Raw genomic sequence first — 16065 nt, forward strand, 5'->3', positions numbered from 1 at the left:
CTGCCGGTCGGTCTCGAACGGCGTGCGTCGCGATCGATCCACGGTCGGCGAGACGGCTACTGCTACGATCCTCGAAACCTTTAGAAGGCGACGAACCCGACTCCGAGTATGCGACTCTTCCGGTCGAGTGAGGTGCTCGGCATCGCGGCCGACGCGCTCGATTTCGCACGGGAGGCCTCCCAGGAGACGCACCCCGACGAGTACATGGGATTCCTCCGCGGCGAGGACGCCCGCAACTTCGACCTCGACCGATCGGGAACCGTGATCACCGAGGTGATGATCATCCCCGGCACGCGCTCGAATCCGACCAGCGCCACCGTCGACAACAATATGATCCCGAACGACCGTCGGGCGGTCGGGTCGATCCACTCGCACCCGAACGGCGTCCTCCGTCCCAGCGACGCCGACCTCGACACGTTCGGACAGGGCGAGGTCCACATCATCCTCGGGCACCCCTACGGACCGACCGACTGGAAGGCGTTCGACCAGAGCGGCGACGTCCGCGATCTGGACGTGCTGGACGTCGAGCTCCCCGATCCCGAGGAGTTCTTCGACTTCACCGAAGCTGATCTCGACATCGACTACACAGAGGGACACCGCGAATCCGGAGGGCGGCGACGGTGACCCGCCGGATCGTCGCACAGGGAACCTTCGACATCATCCACCCGGGCCACGTCCACTATCTCTCGGAAGCGGCGTCGATGGGCGACGAACTGCACGTCATCGTCGCCCGCCGGGAGAACGTCACGCACAAGGAGCCGCCGGTGCTGCCGGACCGGCAGCGTCGGGACGTCATCGACGCGCTCGAAGTCGTGACCGAGGCCCACCTCGGTCATTCCGAAGACATCTTCGTCCCGATCGAGCGCATCGGCCCCGACGTGATCGTTCTCGGCCACGACCAACACCACGACGCGGACGCCATCCGCGAGGCGCTCTCGGGGCGCGGCATCGACTGCGAAGTGGCGCGGGCCTCCGGCAGGGAACCGCGCTACGAGGGCGAACTGCTCTCGACCGGGCGGATCGTCGACCGGATCGTCGAAGCGCGGGCGTCCGAGACCGACGACGCCGACGCGGTGTAGTTCGAGGTCGCAGCACGTTCGAGGGGCAAATCGACGCGGCCACGCAGCCGCCGCTGGACGTCCGGATCTCGGTGAGTCGGGGTGCGGAGAATCAGGCCACAGTGATTCGGGGCGGTGACGTAGATCGCGGTCGCGAAGGAACGAGTCGGGGCCGTCAGAGAATCGAGAGGAGAGACGCCGGTCGCTATTCGCTGCTCTGCTGTTCGTCCAGCCAGTCCTGATACTCGTCCTGAGAGACCACCTCGATGGTGAAGTACATCTGCGAGTGGGCGACGCCGCAGTACTCGGTACAGTACCCCTGGTAGGTGCCCTCCTCGTACGGGACGGTCTTGACCGTGTTCACCTGACCGGGCATCGCGTCGACCTTGAGCGCCATATCGGGGACGTGGAACCCGTGTATCACGTCCCGCGAGGTGACCTCTATGACGACGGGCCGGTCCTTCGGGACGACGATTTCGGTCCCGGTGGTGAAGTTACCGTCCTCTGGGTACGACATCTCCCAGCCCCACTGGTAGGCCTCGGCGTGGACGACGACCGGATCGCCGGCCGCGTCCTCGACCTGCGGCTGAGGCGTGACGTTGTCGTCGGCGAGGACGCCGTAGGAGGCGACGCCGACGAAGAGCAGGATGATCGCCGTGGCGATCGTCCAGGTGATCTCCAGCCGACGGTTCTCCTTCGTCGGCGATGGATCGTCGTTGTTTCGGAACGTTACGATCGTGTAAATGAGGATGCCCTCAACGAGGAGCGTGATCGGGATCGCGATGTACAGCAGTTTATTGTTCAGCCCGTTGATGAGCTCCGCGCTGGCGGACGACTGCGCGGCGACCGGGTCCGCGAAGAGGCCCGCCACCAGGACCGTGAGCAGTGAAACGAGTGCCAAACGCGTCTTTCGCATCGATCTGAGGTTAGGAAGAGTCACGTAAATAGTTGCTGACTTTCGCTACTCGAGCGCCCCGACCAAAGAGGCTGCGGGCCGCGACCACGGCCACGACCCCGGGGTCGAAAGCGGGGCTCCTAAGTACGCTGATTTCTAACGTCGCGTAGGTGTAACTCGTGTCGTCGACCGCAACTCACAACCGGTTTCACGGCCTGCTCGCTGCGACGGCCATCGGCGTCTATCTCCTCCTCTTGGTCGGAGCGACGACGGCACTGACCGACGCGGCGGCGTCGTGTGCCGCCTGGCCGGCCTGCGGAGACGGGTGGACGACGCCGACCTCGACCGGCGGGTGGCTCGCCCTCGGACACCGTCTCGCGGCGGTCGCCGTCGGCGCTCTCGGTGTCGCGACGCTCTTCGTCGGCGTTCGCGCCGGGATCGAGCGGCGCGTTCTCGGCGCGATGGTGTTCGCCGGCGTCCTCTACCCGATCCAGGCCGCCCTCGGGGCGTTCGTCGCGATCGGCGGCGCCGACGCGACCCTCTCTGCCGTCCACCTGACGGCCGGGATGGGGATCTTCCTCTCGCTTGTCGCCGCCCTCGCGTGGACGCTCGAAACCGAGACGGGCAATCCGGACGAGGAGTCGGTCGACAGCGTCGATCTCGATCCGCCGCTGGAGACGACGTACGAACCGGACATCCCGAGCAATCGCCGAGAGCGACTCGTCGCCACGGCGAAGGCCTATCTCCGTCTGACCAAACCGCGACTGATGTGGCTGCTCTGTCTCGTCGCCGCCGCCGGGATGGCGCTGGCGGCGACGACGACCGGCGGCCTGACGATCGGCGTCGTGCTCGCGACGCTGGGCGGGGGCGTGCTCTCGATCGGCGCGTCGGGGACGTTCAACCACGTCTTCGAGCGCGACATAGATAGGAGAATGCAGCGGACCAGCGACCGGCCGCTGGCGACCGACCTCGTCCCGGTCCGCAACGCGCTCGCGTTCGGCCTGCTCTTGGCCGCCGGGTCGATCGCGCTGTTCGCCTGGGTGAACGCCCTCGCGGCCGTCCTCGGCGTCGCCGCGATCGTCTTCTACAGCGTCGTCTACACGCTCCTCCTGAAGCCGAACACCGTACAGAACACGGTCATCGGCGGCGCGGCCGGCGCGCTGCCGGCGCTCATCGGCTGGGTCGCCGTCGCCGGCGAGGTCGGGCTCGGCGGGCTCGCGCTCGCGGCGATCATCTTCCTGTGGACGCCGGCGCACTTCTACAACCTCGCGCTGGCCTACAAGGACGACTACGAGCGCGGCGGCTTCCCGATGATGCCGGTGGTGCGCGGCGAGACCGAGACGCGAAAGCACGTCCTCTGGTACCTCGCCGCGACGCTCGTCGCCGCGGGCGCGCTGGCGTCGATGGAGGCGCTGGGGCTGGTGTACGCGCTCACGAGCGTGGTCTTCGGCGGCCTGTTCCTCTACTTCGCCGTCCGCCTCCACTACGAGCAGACCGAGTCCGCGGCGTTCCGCTCGTTCCACGCCTCGAACGCGTACCTCGGCGCGCTGCTCCTCGCGGTCGTCGTCGACGCGCTGGTGGTGTGACGATGTCCGTCACGAGAACCGCGTCGCGGCTGGGAGCGCGGGACCTCCTCTACGGTGCGCTCGTCGGCAACACCCTCGGCGCGCTCGCACTCGCGTACCTGCTGCTCGCGGGAATCTCGATCACGCAACCGCGCTACGCGTTTTACGGCCTCCTCTGGGTCTTCGTCGGCGTGCTCGTGCTGTGGAAGACGAAGCCGGCGCCGGCGGACGATTCCACGCGGCGACGCGCGGCCGCGGTCGCCCTCGTCTACTTCGTCGCGCTCGCGGTCGCCGGCGGCGTCGTCGTCACCGCGATGCGCCCCGGCGCGGGCGAGTTCGGGGTCCGCCTGGCGACGCTCGCACCCGGGTGGGGACCCGCGCCGGTCTTCTCGTCGCCGTGGGCCGCGCTCGTCCTGATGCCCGCTCGCGTGGTCGGCTACGCCGCGCTCGCGTACCTCGTGTACGCCACCGTGATCGACGCGTCGGGCGCGGCCGTCTCGGGCGTCGTCGGACTCCTCTCCTGTGTCTCCTGCTCGTGGCCGATCCTCGCGTCGTTGCTGTCGGGAGTCGCCGGCGGCGGCTCGGTGCTCGTCGCGGCGACGTTCGACTTCTCCTACGACATCTCGACGGCCGTGTTTCTCCTCACCGTCGCGCTGCTGTACTGGCGGCCGTTCGTCGGCAGCCGCCTCGTCGGTCCGAAAGAATAACGGCCGCAGAACCGCGACGGCCGCTCAGGCGAACCCGACGGGCTCGGGTCGATCCGCGTTCTCCGGAGCGTCCGGACGGTGCTCCTCGGTCGGTTCCTCCTGCGCTGGTAGCTCGGGGTCGTCCGCTCGACCGCCCGACCCGTCGTCGGCTCTCTCGTCGTCCGCTCCGCGCGCGCCAGTCTCGTGTTCCAACTCCGCCAGCGCCTCGCGCCGCTGGGCGTGGTAACACATACCAATATAAGTGTTAACAGTCAGAGAATAAAAAGCTACCTCCGGCGCGACTCGATCGCCGGCGACGCGCACAACGCGCTTATTCGACCGCGGATGCAAATGCGAAGGCGATGTCAACCATCGAAATCGAGTACTGCGTCCCCTGCGGCTTTCTGGACCGCGCCGAGGAGATCCAGCACGCGCTGCTCGAACAGTTCGGCGACCGCCTGGACCGCGTCGCGCTGGTGACCGGCGATCACGGCGTCCTCACGGTCGCCGTCGACGGCGACGTCGTCTGGGACAAATCCGAGGACGACTACGACGTCGACGCGATCACGCGGCGCGTCCGAGAGGGTATCTGAGAGGTTGTCGTCCCGTGCTGGTGATCGCGGCGGCGAGACCACAGCGGCGCGAAAAGCGCGTCAGTTCGGATGGCCCCAGCGACGGCCCTCCTCGTCGTAGCGGGCCTCGAAGATCCGGTCCCACTGAGAATCGGAGAGGTCCACGTCGGCCGCGTCGAGGTTCTCGTCGAGTTGCTCGACCGTCCGCGCGCCGACGATGGGGACGACCGTCGCGTCGGGGTAGTCCATCAGCCACCGCAGCGCGACCTGCGCGGGCGAGGCGTCCTCCTCCGCGGCGACGTCCCTGACCGCGTCGAGGACGTGCCAGCCGCGCTCGGAGAGGTAATACTCGTCGAACTGGTCGTCCATCGACCCTCGGGAGCCGTCGGGCGCGATCACCTGCGTCGGGTCGTCCGGATCGGCGCGCTCGTACTTGCCCGTGAGGAAGCCGCCGGCCAGCGGCGAGTAGGGACAGACCGCCAGGTCCTGATCGCCGCAGACGTCCAGGTACTCGCTCACGTCCTCGTAGTAGCCGGCGTGGAACAGCGGCTGGGTGACCTCGAAGCGCTCCCAGTCGTGGACGTCGGACGTCCACAGCGCCTTCGTGAGCTGCCAGGCCGCCATCGTCGACGCGCCGAGGTAGTTCACTTTCCCCTCCTCGACGAGGCGATCGAGCGTCGCGAGCGTCTCCTCGATCGGCGTCTCCTCGTCCCAGCGGTGGATGTAGTAGAGGTCGAGGTAGTCGGTGCCGAGGCGGTCGAGCGTGCCCTCGATCTGGTTCCGGATGTGCGTGCGAGAGAGGCCGGAACCGTTCGGGTTGTCGGGGTCGAAGCCGAAGTACACCTTCGAGGCGAGGACGACGTCCGAGCGGTCGTAGTCGGCGAGCCAGTCGCCGATCCACGACTCGCTGCGCCCGTTCGGATCGCCGTAGACGTTCGCGGTGTCGATGAAGTTCCCGCCGCGGTCGACGAACGCGTCGAGCAGTTCGTGGGCTTCGCCCTTCGTCGTCTCGACGACGCCGTCGGTCTCGCGACCGAAGCGCCACGTGCCGAAGCAGAGTTCGGAGACCTTCGTGCCGGTCGAGCCGAGTCGTCGGTAGTCGAGGCTCATACCGGAGAGAGACGCGGCGGGTGCAAAAGCGTGGGTGGCCGGCGGGCGAATCCTCCAACGATGTCCTCGACCGGTTGCTCGGCGACACCGCCGAGAGCGACTTCGACGACGGGTTCGGGAGCCCCGCCGACGGACAGGCCGAGTGGATCCGGGAGAACCGCGCCGGACAACCCCGGAATCGGCTCCGCCTACTCGACCGGCTCGAACCGGAAGCCGTCCCACTCCTGGCTCTCGGCCTCGCGGATGCCCGCGTCGGGATCGCGGAGTTCCTCGCAGTAGACCGGCCGAACCTCGTCGCCGATCTCGACGCCGTCGGTCGTCACCTGGCCGATCGCGCGCACGGGTTCGCCGTCGACGTCGAACTCGACGATTGCGACGGTGTTCGGCTGTCGGACGCCCGGCGGCGTCGCGGTCGACGTCGTCCAGGTGACCACCTCCGCGACGTGGTCGCTCAGGTCGACGGTGCCCGTCGGCTCCTGCCCGCCGGGACCGAGCGGGTGGCCCGGGTACGTGATGCTGCCGTCGGGGTAGCGGTACGCCTCCATCTCGTGTCCGTCCGTCGCGTCGTGTGCGGTGGATTCGTCGCTCATAGCTGACCCTCCAGGATCGTCGTCGTCACGCAGTTTCCGAACCCGCCGACGTTGCAGGCGAGCGCCGTCTCGGCGTCGACCTGGCGCGGGCCGGCGTCGCCGACGACCTGTTTGTAGCTCTCGTACACCTGTGCCACGCCGGAGGCCCCGAGGGGGTGTCCCTTCGACTTGAGTCCCCCTGACGTGTTGATCGGCAGTTCGCCGTCGCGGTCGGTGACGCCCTCCTCGACGGCCTTCCAGCCCTCGCCCTTCTCGAAGAAGCCGAGGTCCTCCGACTGGAGGAACTCCAGGATCGTGAACATATCGTGGAGTTCCGCGACGTCGACGTCCTCGGGCCCGATGTCGGCCATCTCGTAGGCCTGCTCCGAGGAGTTGACGACGCCGCCCATCGTCGTCGGGTCCGCGCGCTCGTGGACGACGTGGGTGTCGGTCGCGCCACCGATGCCGGAGATCACCGCGTACTCGTCGGTGTACTCGCGGGCGACCGACTCCGGACAGAGCAGCAGCGCCGCCGACCCGTCGGTGATCGGACAGAAGTCGTAGAGCCTGAGGGGGTCGGCCACGATCGGCGACTCCAGGACGGTGTCGAGGTCGACCTCCTTCTGAAACTGGGCGTGCGGGTTGTCGACGCCGTTTCTGTGGTTCTTGACTGCGACTTTCCCCAGCGATTCGCGCGGGGCGTCGTATTTATCGAGATAGTGACGTGCGGTGAGCCCCGCGAACGACGGGAGGGTGAGCCCGTGTTTGTACTCCACCGGGTGCGTCAGCGAGGCGATGACGTCTGTCGCCTCCGCGGTCGTCCGGTGGGTCATCTTCTCGCCGCCGACCAGAAGCGTCATCTCCGAGGCCCCCGAGGCGATCGACTGCCAGGCGGCGTACACGCCCGCGCCGCCCGACGAGGACGTCTGGTCGATCCGGGCGGTGTAGGCGGGGACCGCCGAGAGGTCGTGAGCGAGGGCGTTCGGGACGCCGGTCTGGCCCTCGAACTCGCCGCTGGCCATATTCGAGACGTACAGGTGTTCGACCGCGTCGGGCGAGACGCCAGCGTCGTCGAGGCAGGCGATTCCGGCCTCCGCGAGCAGGTCGCGGATCCACTCCTCGCGCTGCCCGAACTGGGTCATCGACGCGCCGATGATCGCTACGCGCTCCATAGTCGACAACGAGAGGGCGGTGGCTTACCGGTTTCCCTTTTCAGAGACGGGCGGCACTGGGTGGTCGATGGAAGCTTCGTCGCCCCTTCTCGAAGCGCTTACACGTTCCCCGCATCGAGGACTCGATATGAACGTGGATGCCGATTCCGTCGCTCCGAGGTTGGGTGCGATCGCCTGTCTGCTACTCGCGGGGGTCGTGTTCGCGCCGGCGCTGCTGATCTCCGTGCCCGGCGCGGGCGTCGCCGACTACTACGCCGCCGGGCCGATCGGGGTCTCGATCGTCGGCGTGCTCGCCCTGCTCGACGTCGTCGTCTTCCTCGCGGCCGCACAGGAGCGGTCCGACCCCGTGACGCTCGCCGGCGTCGCCCTCGTGTCCGCACTGGCGATGGTCCTGTTTTCGCTCCTGTGGGCGCTGTCGCTCGATCAGACGCTGCTCTTCAGCTTCCCCGCGGAGTACGCCTGGATCGAGAACCACCGCTGGATCGTCGTCACCGGATCGGCAGTCGTCGCGATCGCGGCGGGGAGTTTCGCGAGAGCGCGGCTGACCTAGCGCCGCGAGAGTCGCGAAAGTCCGGTCTTCGGCCCCACGACCCGAACGGTGTCCGGCGATCGTGGGGGTCTGTGAGTCGAAAGCCCCTTATGTGGCCCCGGTGTACCTGTTGATGGACTAGGTCGGGCAGCTAGGCCCTGCTCTCCACCCGCATCTTTGGCCTTCAGCGGGGACCGAACCCGGGTGCGTCCGGTCAGACCGGCGCGGGCCTCGGAAGCCAACGTAGAAACCTCGTCCTTCGGGGACGGCGGTTCACCGACGCCGGCCGCAGGGTCGGACAGAGGTGCTTCGTCGCCGGCAACCCGTCAGGCGCGGAAGCGAGCAGCGGACCAGCGAACGTTCGTCGCTCGGAGGATCGCGGGGTGGAGGAGGCGACCGAGATTCCCCGTGCCGGAACGTCGGGCAATCCCGCTGTCCACCATTCATACCGACTTCACCTCCGAGAGCGACGGCGTCGTCCCGTCGACGCTGTTCGCCCGGGCCGCCCCGCGGCCGCAGCATATGTGACCCGAGAACACGCCCCTGTGAGCCGCGGGATAGTGTCGTTTAATTCCGTCGGCGGCGGCGTTCCGAACACGGAATGACGGGACGCGCCAGCGGTGCGCTCGGGCTCCTTCGGGACCGCGAGTTCGCCGCGCTGTCCGGGGTCGCCTTCGCTCGGAGTCAGGCGTACTCGACGATCCTCATCGCGCTGGCGCTGTACGCCGACCAGTTCGGAACGACCGGCGTCGTCGAGGGGTTGTTCGGGACGGCCTTCGCCATCGCGCAGTTGCTCGTCGTCCTGCCGCTCGGACGGAAAGTGGACACCGGCAACGCCAAGCACTTCCTGCTCGCGGGGCTGGCGCTCAACGTCGCGGTCTTCGTCGGGTTCGCGCTCGTCCAGAACTCGATCCACGTGATCCTCATCCGAGTGCTGCAGGGACTCGGTGCCAGTCTGCTGTGGGTCACCGGGTCGGCGGTGGTCGGCGAGATCAGCCCCGAAGACGGCAGCGGCCGCTGGCTCGGCGCGTACAATCAGGTCGGGGCCTTCTCCAGTCTCGCCGGCGACGTCGTGGGTGGGTACCTCCTCTACGCTTACGACTTCGTCTGGGCGTACGCGGCGCTGACGGCGGTCACGATCCTCGCGTTCGGCCTCGTGTGGCGGCACCTCCGGGACGACCCCGGCGGCCGGAAGGACCCCGACGAAGCCACCGGGATGGAGACCATCCGGGCGCTCCTGGCCCGGCCGATGATCCGGTCGCTCGTGATCTTCAGGCTCGGGTTCTCGGTCGGCAAGATGGCGGTGATCATCTTCCTGCCGATCTTCGCGCGCACTGAGTTCGGGATTAACGCCTTCGCGATCGGGTGGATCCTCGCCGGCGGGAAGCTGACGAAGTCGATCTTCCAGGGGTACATGGGCGATCTGACCGACCGGATCGGCAGGCGGTACTGGTTCGTCGTCGGCGGCGCGCTGCTGTACGGACTCGGGACGGCGCTCATCCCCCTTGCGCTCTTTTTCGAGGGGGCGATCCGACCGATCAGCTTCGAGGCGTTCGGCCGAACGCAGGTCCTCGGCGGGGCCTTCTTCGCGCTCTTCGCCGCCTACGGAATCCTCGGCATCGCCGACAGCGTCCGTCTGCCAGCGAGTATGGCGCTGTTCGTCGAAGAGGGCGAACGGCTGGACTCCGTCGCGTCCAGTATGTCGCTCCGCTCGATCGCCTGGAAGGTCGGGCAAGTCACCGGTCCCGTCCTCGTCGGGGGGATCAAAGACGCCGTCTCGACGACGATGGCCTTCCTCACCGCCGCGGCGTTCATCGCCGTCGCCACGGGCGTCTTCGTCGTGACGTACCTGCGAACGCGGGAGACGCCGGCTACGACGCCCGCGATCGGGGACTGACGTCGGGGGAGTGATCCGACTGCGATCGGTGAAGCTCCGTTCCGGGCCGGCTCCGAACCGGGTTAGTCCCACGCCCCGAGGCTCGCCTGCAGGTCGCGCGTCGTCGCCTCCGGGGTCGCCTCGTAGCCGACGAGGTCGCGCAGATCGACGGCGTAGGTGCTTCCCGCGCGGTCGAGGACCAGCAACCGGCCCTTGACGCCGCGGACAGTCCCGGTGGCGATAGTCTCCGCGACCGGGCGATCCCGGAGATCGAGGCCGTAGTCGAACGTGTAGCGGTCGTCCTCGTCGACGCCGAGATCGGACAGAAGCGCGTCCCACGCGTCGGCGTCGACGTCGCGGTGGAACCCCGCGCGTTTCTTCGGGATCCGGATCCGGTCGGGGATCTCCGCGGCGATTTCGGCCTCGCGCTCGCGGGCGATACGACCGTCGGGGACCACGGCGAGGAGCGCGCCGCGGTCCGCGCCCTGCTCGCGAAGCCGCGTCTCCAGTCGCCACTCCTTCGTGACGCCCACCTTGAACGTGTCCGGCGCGAACGCCGCGAGGTAGATCGCGTGGGGTTCGAGGCAGTCCATCTCGTCCTTGAGACACGTGCCGGTGCACTTCGCACAGACCCACGTCGAGCGGTGCTGCGGGCAGTGCGGGGCGGTCGGATTCGAGCAGGGGACGTGTCCGCCATCGGTGATCGTCCCGGCGCAGTGGCGCTCCCCGAGCGTGTACGCGAGTTCGGTTCCCGGGTCCAGCGGAACGAACTCGACGGTGCCGGGGACGTCGGTGTCGGACGCGTTGTCGCTGGCCGCTCGGCTCACGTAGAGTCCCGGATCGTCCGTGTCGTAGCCGACGAACTGCACGAGTCATCGTAGCGACCGGGGCGTGAAAGCGATGCCGTTCCTCGTGTCTGCCGATGGGGTCGTCGGGTCCAGCCAGCGGTTCTGTGTCCACCCACCCCGCGGGTCGCCGAAGCGAAGCCCCTTAGCGCCCGCCCCGCCTCGAACCGCGTATGAACGACACACCAGAGGTGGCCGTCCTCCGGTACGGCCACCGCCCGGGGCGGGACGACCGGATGACGACGCACGTCGGCCTGACCGCGCGGGCGCTCGGCGCGGACCGCGTGATCTTCCCCGACAACGCCGGGCAGTCCCAGGAGACCGTCGAGGACATCACGGAGCGGTTCGGCGGTCCCTTCGAGGTGGAACTGACGGGGCAACTGGACGCGACGATTCGCGAGTGGGAGGGGTCGGTGGTTCACCTGACGATGTACGGCGAGCGGGTGCAGGACGTGACTGGAGACGTCCGCGAGACGCACCGCGAGGAGGCGCTCCTGATCGTCGTCGGCGGCGAGAAGGTCCCCTTCGAGGTGTACGAGGAGGCCGACTGGAACGTCGGCGTCACGAACCAGCCCCACTCGGAGGTCGCGGGGCTGGCCGTCTTCCTGGACCGGCTGTTCGAGGGAAGCGAACTCGAACGGGCGTGGAAAGATGCCGACCAGCGCGTGATCCCGCAGGAACGAGGCAAGCGCGTCGTCGACGGCGGCGACCTCACGGAGGAGCACGGAGCGTCGACGAATGATAGCGGAGTCGACGGCGCGTGAACGCCGCGACCGACCCCGCTTCCGCAACTTTAAAACGACTGAGCGGCGCAACTGAGTACAATGGCTTTTGAGGAGCTGCTGAACGACCCTGTCATCCAGAAGTACCTCCACGAGCTGGTCGGACCGACGGGGATGCCGGTGGCCGCGGCTCCGCCGGACGGCGAGGTGACCGACGAGGAACTCGCCGAGGAGTTGGGACTCGAACTCAACGACGTCCGACGGGCGCTTTTCATCCTCTACGAGAACGACCTGGCGGAGTACCGCCGGGTCCGCGACGAGGACTCCGGATGGCTCACCTATCTCTGGACGTTCCACTACGAGAACATCCCGGAGAACCTCCAGGAGGAGATGTACCGCCTCCTCGACGCCCTGGAGGAGCGCCTCGAGTACGAGCGGACCCACGAGTTCTACCTCTCGGAACCGGCGGGGATCCGCTTCGAGTTCTCCGAGGCGATGGAACAGGGCTTCCAGTGCCCGGAGACGGGTGCGCCGCTGGAACCGATGGAGAACGACGACATGGTCGAGGCGATGGAGCGTCGAATCGAGGGGCTCCGCGACGAACTCAACGTCGACGTGGGCCGGGACGACTGATGGTCGTTCTCGCAACCAAGTGCTACGTCGAGGGCGACGCCCGCGAACGCGCACTGGACAGTTTCGACTCGCTCGTCCGCAACGACGTCGGCGACCTCGAAGCGACGTGGACGATCGAGGTCCGAGAGGACGACTTCGTGAGCGTCGAACTGGACGGCGAGGACGCGACCGTCGCCGCCAACGTCCTCGCCGAGACCTGGGGCGAAGTCACGCCCGAGTTCGAGGACGGAGAGACGTACGTCGGCACGCTCGATTCCTGGGACGACGACGGCTGGACCCTCGACGCCGGTAACGGCGGGTCGATTCGGATCGCGACGGACGATCTCGGCCTCGGAACGGGGTCGGCGACGCAGATCCGCGATCGGTTCGGCGTCGTCCAGCACACGCCGCTGCGGTTCGTCGCCGGCGACGATCCCCGTCTCGCGGACGCGACCCGGGACCGCCTGTACGACTGGACGCGCGAGGAGGGAAGCGGCCGAGTCAACGTCAACAGCGCCACCCGCGGCGAGGTCCGGGCGACGGTGAACCGGGCTGGCCACGCGACGGACATCGTGACGGTCGAACGCCTCGGACTGCTCGAACAGAGCATCGTCTGTCCGGAGGGGACCGACCCGCCGGGGTTACTCGCCAGCATCGGCTCGTACCTCCGCTCGGAACTGAAGTGCGTCCTGACTGGCTGATACTGTCCGACGTTCGATAGTCTGAACTGCCTCCCCGGCGAACGCATTAATCCATCTCGAACCCTCGATCCAACGTATGAACCGACGCCTTCTCCTCGCGGCCGGCTGTCTCGCCCTCCTCGCGATCACCAGCGGCTGTCTCGGTATCGGGACGGGCCCCGTCTCGGCGGACCGCCTCGACAGCGACCCCGCCGAGCCCTACGAGTGGGAGGCGAACCGCACCGCCCACATCACGGTCCAGGAGAACACCCAGTTCCGGACGGTGATGGAGACGAACAGTTCGACGATCGAACTGTACCGACGCGACGGCTTCGGCGGGACGAACCCGCTCTCGGTGCAGTCGGTGCGGTACCGCTACCCCAACGGGACGGTGATCACCGGGAGCGAGATCCAGAACCGCAGCGGGGAGGTCCGGCAGACGCGCGACGAGACCATCGTCGCACTCCCCGACGGCGCGCCGCCGAGCGGCGGCGCGCTCGCGTTCACGAGCGGGGGAACGCCGAAGCGGTTCACGCTGCCGACCTACGTGGAGGGGACCTACGAGGTCGTGTTGCCGCCGGACCGTCGGCTGGACTTCCCGGTCTTCGGGCAGGTGTCGCCGCGCGGCTACGACACGGAACTCGACGAGAACGGGCAGGTCCACGTCGTCTGGGCGGAACCGGTGACGGCGGACACCATCTCCATTCGCTTCTACCTCCAGCGTGACCTCTACATCTTCGGCGGAATCGTCGCCGTGGTCGTCGCCGTCGGCGGTGGCGGACTGTTCTACTACCGCCGGCAGATCGACCGGCTCCGGCAGCGACGCCTGGAGATGGGGATCGACGTCGAGATCGACGACGACGACGAGGGACCGCCGCCGGGGATGCGCTGACCGTTCCCGCCCGGGAAGAGCACAGAACGCGGAGGCGCTGCGCTTTTGTCCGCTTCGAGTGTATCACGCGTATGCGAGTCGCAGTCGTCACCGTCGGGGACGAACTCCTCTCGGGTGACACCGTCAACACGAACGCGTCGTGGCTGTGCGCGGAGTTGACCGCGCGCGGCGTCGACGTCGAGCGCGTCACCACCGTCCCGGACGACGTCGCCGACATCGCCCGCGTGGTCAACGAGTACCGCGCCGAGCACGACGCCGTCGTCGTCACCGGCGGCCTCGGTCCCACTCACGACGACGTGACGATGGCGGGCGTCGCCGCGGCGGTGGGCCGCGACTTGGAGCCGCACGACGAGGCCCGCGAGTGGTTGACCGGCGAGGGCGGCTACACCGCCGAAGGCCTCGTCGACGGCACCACCGAGCTCCCGGCGGGGGCTCGGATGCTCCCGAACGTCGAGGGCGTCGCACCGGGAGCCGTCGTCGAGGGGATCTACGTCCTGCCGGGCGTGCCGAGTGAAATGAAGGCGATGTTCGAGAGCGTGGCCGAGGACTTTAGCGGCGAAAAGACGTTCTCGACCGTCGTCGACGTCGACGAACCCGAGAGCGAACTGATCGACCGGTTGTCGGAGCTACGGGAGCGGTTCGACGTCACCGTCGGGAGCTACCCCGGGGATTCGGTGCGGGTGAAACTCACCGCGACCGACGAGGCCGTCGTCGACGAGGCGGCGCAGTGGCTGGCTTTGCGGGTCGACCTCGTCGAAGACGCGGAGTAGTCGATCGGGGAGACGGCGCTCGTTCGTGGACGCTTATCGGTACAGGTAGTAGAGCCAGCCGACCGTCATCGCGAGACTGAGCAGGAGGATCACCGCGCCGGTCTCCGCGATCGGGAGGGCCACGCCCTCGCTTGCGAGTGGAAGCATATCCCTCAGTTCCGGGAGATAACTCTTAAACGTTCATACTGTGGGCTGTAAGTGCCACACCCGATATCGAGTGGATTGTGCGTGCCACCCTCCGGCATCGCCGCACCGGCGGGCTTTTGCGCGCACCGCCGTTGGATTCGGGTATGCGACTCGGGTTCGTGATCAACCCCATCGCGGGGATGGGCGGTCGCGTCGGACTGAAGGGAACCGACGACAAGGTCGAAGAGGTGCGCCGCCGCGGGGCGGAACCTCGCGCGCCCGAACGCGCGAGACGGGCGCTCGAAGCCCTGCGCGAGCAAGTCGGAGACGACGCCGACTTGGTGACGTGGGGCGGGTCGATGGGCGCGGACGTCGCCCGCGCGGCGGGGTTCGACGCCGAGGTGCTCGGCGGCCCCGAAAGTGAAACGGCCGCCGGCGACGACGGAGCCGCCGTGAGCGGCGACGGAACGGCTGACGAAACCGCCCCCGAGACGAGCGCCGAGGACACCGTACGGGCCGTCGAGGCGTTTCTCGACGCGGACGTCGACCTCGTGGTGTTCGTCGGCGGAGACGGCACCGCCGCGGACGTCGCAGAGGTCGTCGAGGGAGCCGAGACGCCGATCCTGGGCGTACCGGCGGGCGTGAAGGTCTACTCGTCGGTGTTCGCCGTCTCCCCCGAGGACGCCGCCCACGTGATCGCGACGTTCGAGCGGACCGAGCGCCGCGAGGTACTCGACATCGACGAGGACGAGTACCGCCAGGGGGAGGTCCACCCCGAACTGCGGGCGATCGCTCGCGTTCCCGTCGCCGAGGAACTGCAGTCCTCGAAGCAGCTCGGCGGGGGCAACGTCGAGGCGCTCGCGGCGGGCGTCGCCGACGACATCCGCGAGAGCGAGAAGACGTTCGTGCTCGGCCCGGGGAGCACCGTCGGCGCGATCAAGGCGGAACTCGGCTTCGAGGGCTCGCCGCTCGGCGTCGACGTCTGGCGCGACGGCGAGGTGCTCGCCGTGGACGCGAGCGAGTCCGATATCCTGGACGCGCTCGGCCCCGACGGCGAGAACGTCGTGGTCGTCTCCCCGATCGGCGGCCAGGGGTTCGTCTTCGGTCGCGGAAATCCCCAGCTCTCGCCGGCGGTGATCCGCCGCAGCGACGTCGAAATCGTCGCCTCGCGCTCGAAGCTCGACACGATCGGCGAACTACGCGTCGACACCGACGACCCGGAGCTCGACGCCGATCTCCGCGGGTGGACGAAGGTCAGAATCGGCCGTTTCGAGCGGCGGATGATGCGGATCGCGTGATCGTTTCGGGGAAGACGCGAGGAGTAGGGACCCCGGAACCGCTCGCTCCAATTATTTTAATATTTTCAGCCATATACCCATTTTACGG

General features: G+C 68.1%; 19 protein-coding genes and 1 other RNA gene. 14 read left to right on the forward strand and 6 right to left on the reverse strand.

The window, feature by feature from the left end:
- Nucleotides 1-108 precede the first annotated feature (108 nt).
- A complete protein-coding gene (locus NO876_RS06620) occupies nucleotides 109-624 on the forward strand; it encodes a Mov34/MPN/PAD-1 family protein (protein ID WP_256420894.1) in 516 nt (171 codons plus the stop codon).
- Nucleotides 621-1079, forward strand: a complete 459-nt coding sequence (locus NO876_RS06625) for an FAD synthase family protein (protein ID WP_256420895.1) — start codon at nucleotides 621-623, stop codon at nucleotides 1077-1079. Before NO876_RS06620 ends, NO876_RS06625 begins: the two co-directional genes overlap by 4 nt.
- Before the next feature lie 184 nt (nucleotides 1080-1263).
- Here NO876_RS06625 and coxB read toward each other — a convergent pair whose 3' ends face one another.
- Nucleotides 1264-1974 (reverse strand): cytochrome c oxidase subunit II, encoded by a 711-nt coding sequence (gene coxB, locus NO876_RS06630; RefSeq protein ID WP_256420896.1) that lies wholly within the window; start codon nucleotides 1972-1974, stop codon nucleotides 1264-1266.
- 158 nt (nucleotides 1975-2132) lie between these two features.
- Here coxB and cyoE point away from each other — a divergent pair, with 158 nt between their 5' ends.
- A complete protein-coding gene (cyoE, locus tag NO876_RS06635) occupies nucleotides 2133-3539 on the forward strand; it encodes a heme o synthase (RefSeq protein ID WP_256420897.1) in 1407 nt (468 codons plus the stop codon).
- A gap of 2 nt (nucleotides 3540-3541) precedes the next feature.
- Complete coding sequence (locus NO876_RS06640; protein WP_256420898.1) at nucleotides 3542-4225, forward strand: DUF7546 family protein; 684 nt, start codon at nucleotides 3542-3544, stop codon at nucleotides 4223-4225.
- 24 nt (nucleotides 4226-4249) lie between these two features.
- Here the strand turns inward: NO876_RS06640 and NO876_RS06645 are convergent, their stop codons facing one another.
- Nucleotides 4250-4456 carry a hypothetical protein gene (locus NO876_RS06645; RefSeq protein ID WP_256420899.1) on the reverse strand — a complete coding sequence of 69 codons (207 nt, stop codon included), beginning with the start codon at nucleotides 4454-4456 and terminating at the stop codon, nucleotides 4250-4252.
- A gap of 110 nt (nucleotides 4457-4566) precedes the next feature.
- On the opposite strand from NO876_RS06645, the gene NO876_RS06650 reads away from it, so the two are divergent.
- On the forward strand, nucleotides 4567-4797 hold the full coding sequence (locus NO876_RS06650; RefSeq protein WP_256420900.1) for a SelT/SelW/SelH family protein: 231 nt from the start codon (nucleotides 4567-4569) through the stop codon (nucleotides 4795-4797).
- A gap of 60 nt (nucleotides 4798-4857) precedes the next feature.
- On the opposite strand, the gene NO876_RS06655 is transcribed toward NO876_RS06650, so the two are convergent.
- From NO876_RS06655 to NO876_RS06665, 3 genes are all read right to left on the reverse strand, one after another.
- The gene (locus tag NO876_RS06655) at nucleotides 4858-5886 is read right to left on the reverse strand and encodes an aldo/keto reductase (protein WP_256420901.1); all 1029 of its coding nucleotides are present in this window, start codon (nucleotides 5884-5886) and stop codon (nucleotides 4858-4860) included.
- 188 nt (nucleotides 5887-6074) lie between these two features.
- A complete protein-coding gene (locus NO876_RS06660; protein WP_256420902.1) occupies nucleotides 6075-6476 on the reverse strand; it encodes an OB-fold domain-containing protein in 402 nt (133 codons plus the stop codon).
- The gene (locus NO876_RS06665; RefSeq protein ID WP_256420903.1) at nucleotides 6473-7627 is read right to left on the reverse strand and encodes a thiolase family protein; all 1155 of its coding nucleotides are present in this window, start codon (nucleotides 7625-7627) and stop codon (nucleotides 6473-6475) included. The genes NO876_RS06660 and NO876_RS06665 overlap by 4 nt, the downstream gene beginning before the upstream one ends.
- A 127-nt stretch (nucleotides 7628-7754) precedes the next feature.
- On the opposite strand from NO876_RS06665, the gene NO876_RS06670 reads away from it, so the two are divergent.
- From NO876_RS06670 to NO876_RS06680, 3 genes are all read left to right on the forward strand, one after another.
- On the forward strand, nucleotides 7755-8177 hold the full coding sequence (locus tag NO876_RS06670; protein WP_305882864.1) for a DUF7548 family protein: 423 nt from the start codon (nucleotides 7755-7757) through the stop codon (nucleotides 8175-8177).
- Nucleotides 8178-8287: 110 nt separating this feature from the next.
- Nucleotides 8288-8598, forward strand: an RNA gene (gene ffs / locus NO876_RS06675) — signal recognition particle sRNA.
- Nucleotides 8599-8757: 159 nt separating this feature from the next.
- Entirely contained in the window at nucleotides 8758-10053 is a 1296-nt protein-coding gene (locus tag NO876_RS06680) for an MFS transporter (RefSeq protein WP_256420904.1), read from the forward strand.
- A gap of 62 nt (nucleotides 10054-10115) precedes the next feature.
- On the opposite strand, the gene NO876_RS06685 is transcribed toward NO876_RS06680, so the two are convergent.
- A complete protein-coding gene (locus NO876_RS06685) occupies nucleotides 10116-10901 on the reverse strand; it encodes a DUF2797 domain-containing protein (protein ID WP_256420905.1) in 786 nt (261 codons plus the stop codon).
- Between the two features lie 149 nt (nucleotides 10902-11050).
- Here NO876_RS06685 and NO876_RS06690 point away from each other — a divergent pair, with 149 nt between their 5' ends.
- The 6 genes from NO876_RS06690 to NO876_RS06715 all read left to right on the forward strand — a co-directional run bounded on the left by NO876_RS06690 (nucleotide 11051) and on the right by NO876_RS06715 (nucleotide 15977).
- Complete coding sequence (locus NO876_RS06690; RefSeq protein WP_256420906.1) at nucleotides 11051-11641, forward strand: tRNA (cytidine(56)-2'-O)-methyltransferase; 591 nt, start codon at nucleotides 11051-11053, stop codon at nucleotides 11639-11641.
- A 60-nt stretch (nucleotides 11642-11701) separates the two neighbouring features.
- On the forward strand, nucleotides 11702-12232 hold the full coding sequence (locus NO876_RS06695; protein WP_256420907.1) for a transcription factor: 531 nt from the start codon (nucleotides 11702-11704) through the stop codon (nucleotides 12230-12232).
- Complete coding sequence (locus NO876_RS06700) at nucleotides 12232-12912, forward strand: DUF2110 family protein (protein WP_256420908.1); 681 nt, start codon at nucleotides 12232-12234, stop codon at nucleotides 12910-12912. Before NO876_RS06695 ends, NO876_RS06700 begins: the two co-directional genes overlap by 1 nt.
- 76 nt (nucleotides 12913-12988) lie before the next feature.
- On the forward strand, nucleotides 12989-13783 hold the full coding sequence (locus tag NO876_RS06705; protein WP_256420909.1) for a DUF5803 family protein: 795 nt from the start codon (nucleotides 12989-12991) through the stop codon (nucleotides 13781-13783).
- A 71-nt stretch (nucleotides 13784-13854) separates the two neighbouring features.
- Entirely contained in the window at nucleotides 13855-14553 is a 699-nt protein-coding gene (locus tag NO876_RS06710) for a competence/damage-inducible protein A (RefSeq protein ID WP_256420910.1), read from the forward strand.
- A gap of 290 nt (nucleotides 14554-14843) precedes the next feature.
- The gene (locus tag NO876_RS06715; protein ID WP_256420911.1) at nucleotides 14844-15977 is read left to right on the forward strand and encodes an ATP-NAD kinase family protein; all 1134 of its coding nucleotides are present in this window, start codon (nucleotides 14844-14846) and stop codon (nucleotides 15975-15977) included.
- Nucleotides 15978-16065 lie beyond the last annotated feature (88 nt).

Origin of the sequence: Halobellus rarus (assembly GCF_024494595.1) — an archaeon.
In the GTDB taxonomy this organism is placed as follows: domain Archaea; phylum Halobacteriota; class Halobacteria; order Halobacteriales; family Haloferacaceae; genus Haloquadratum; species Haloquadratum rarum.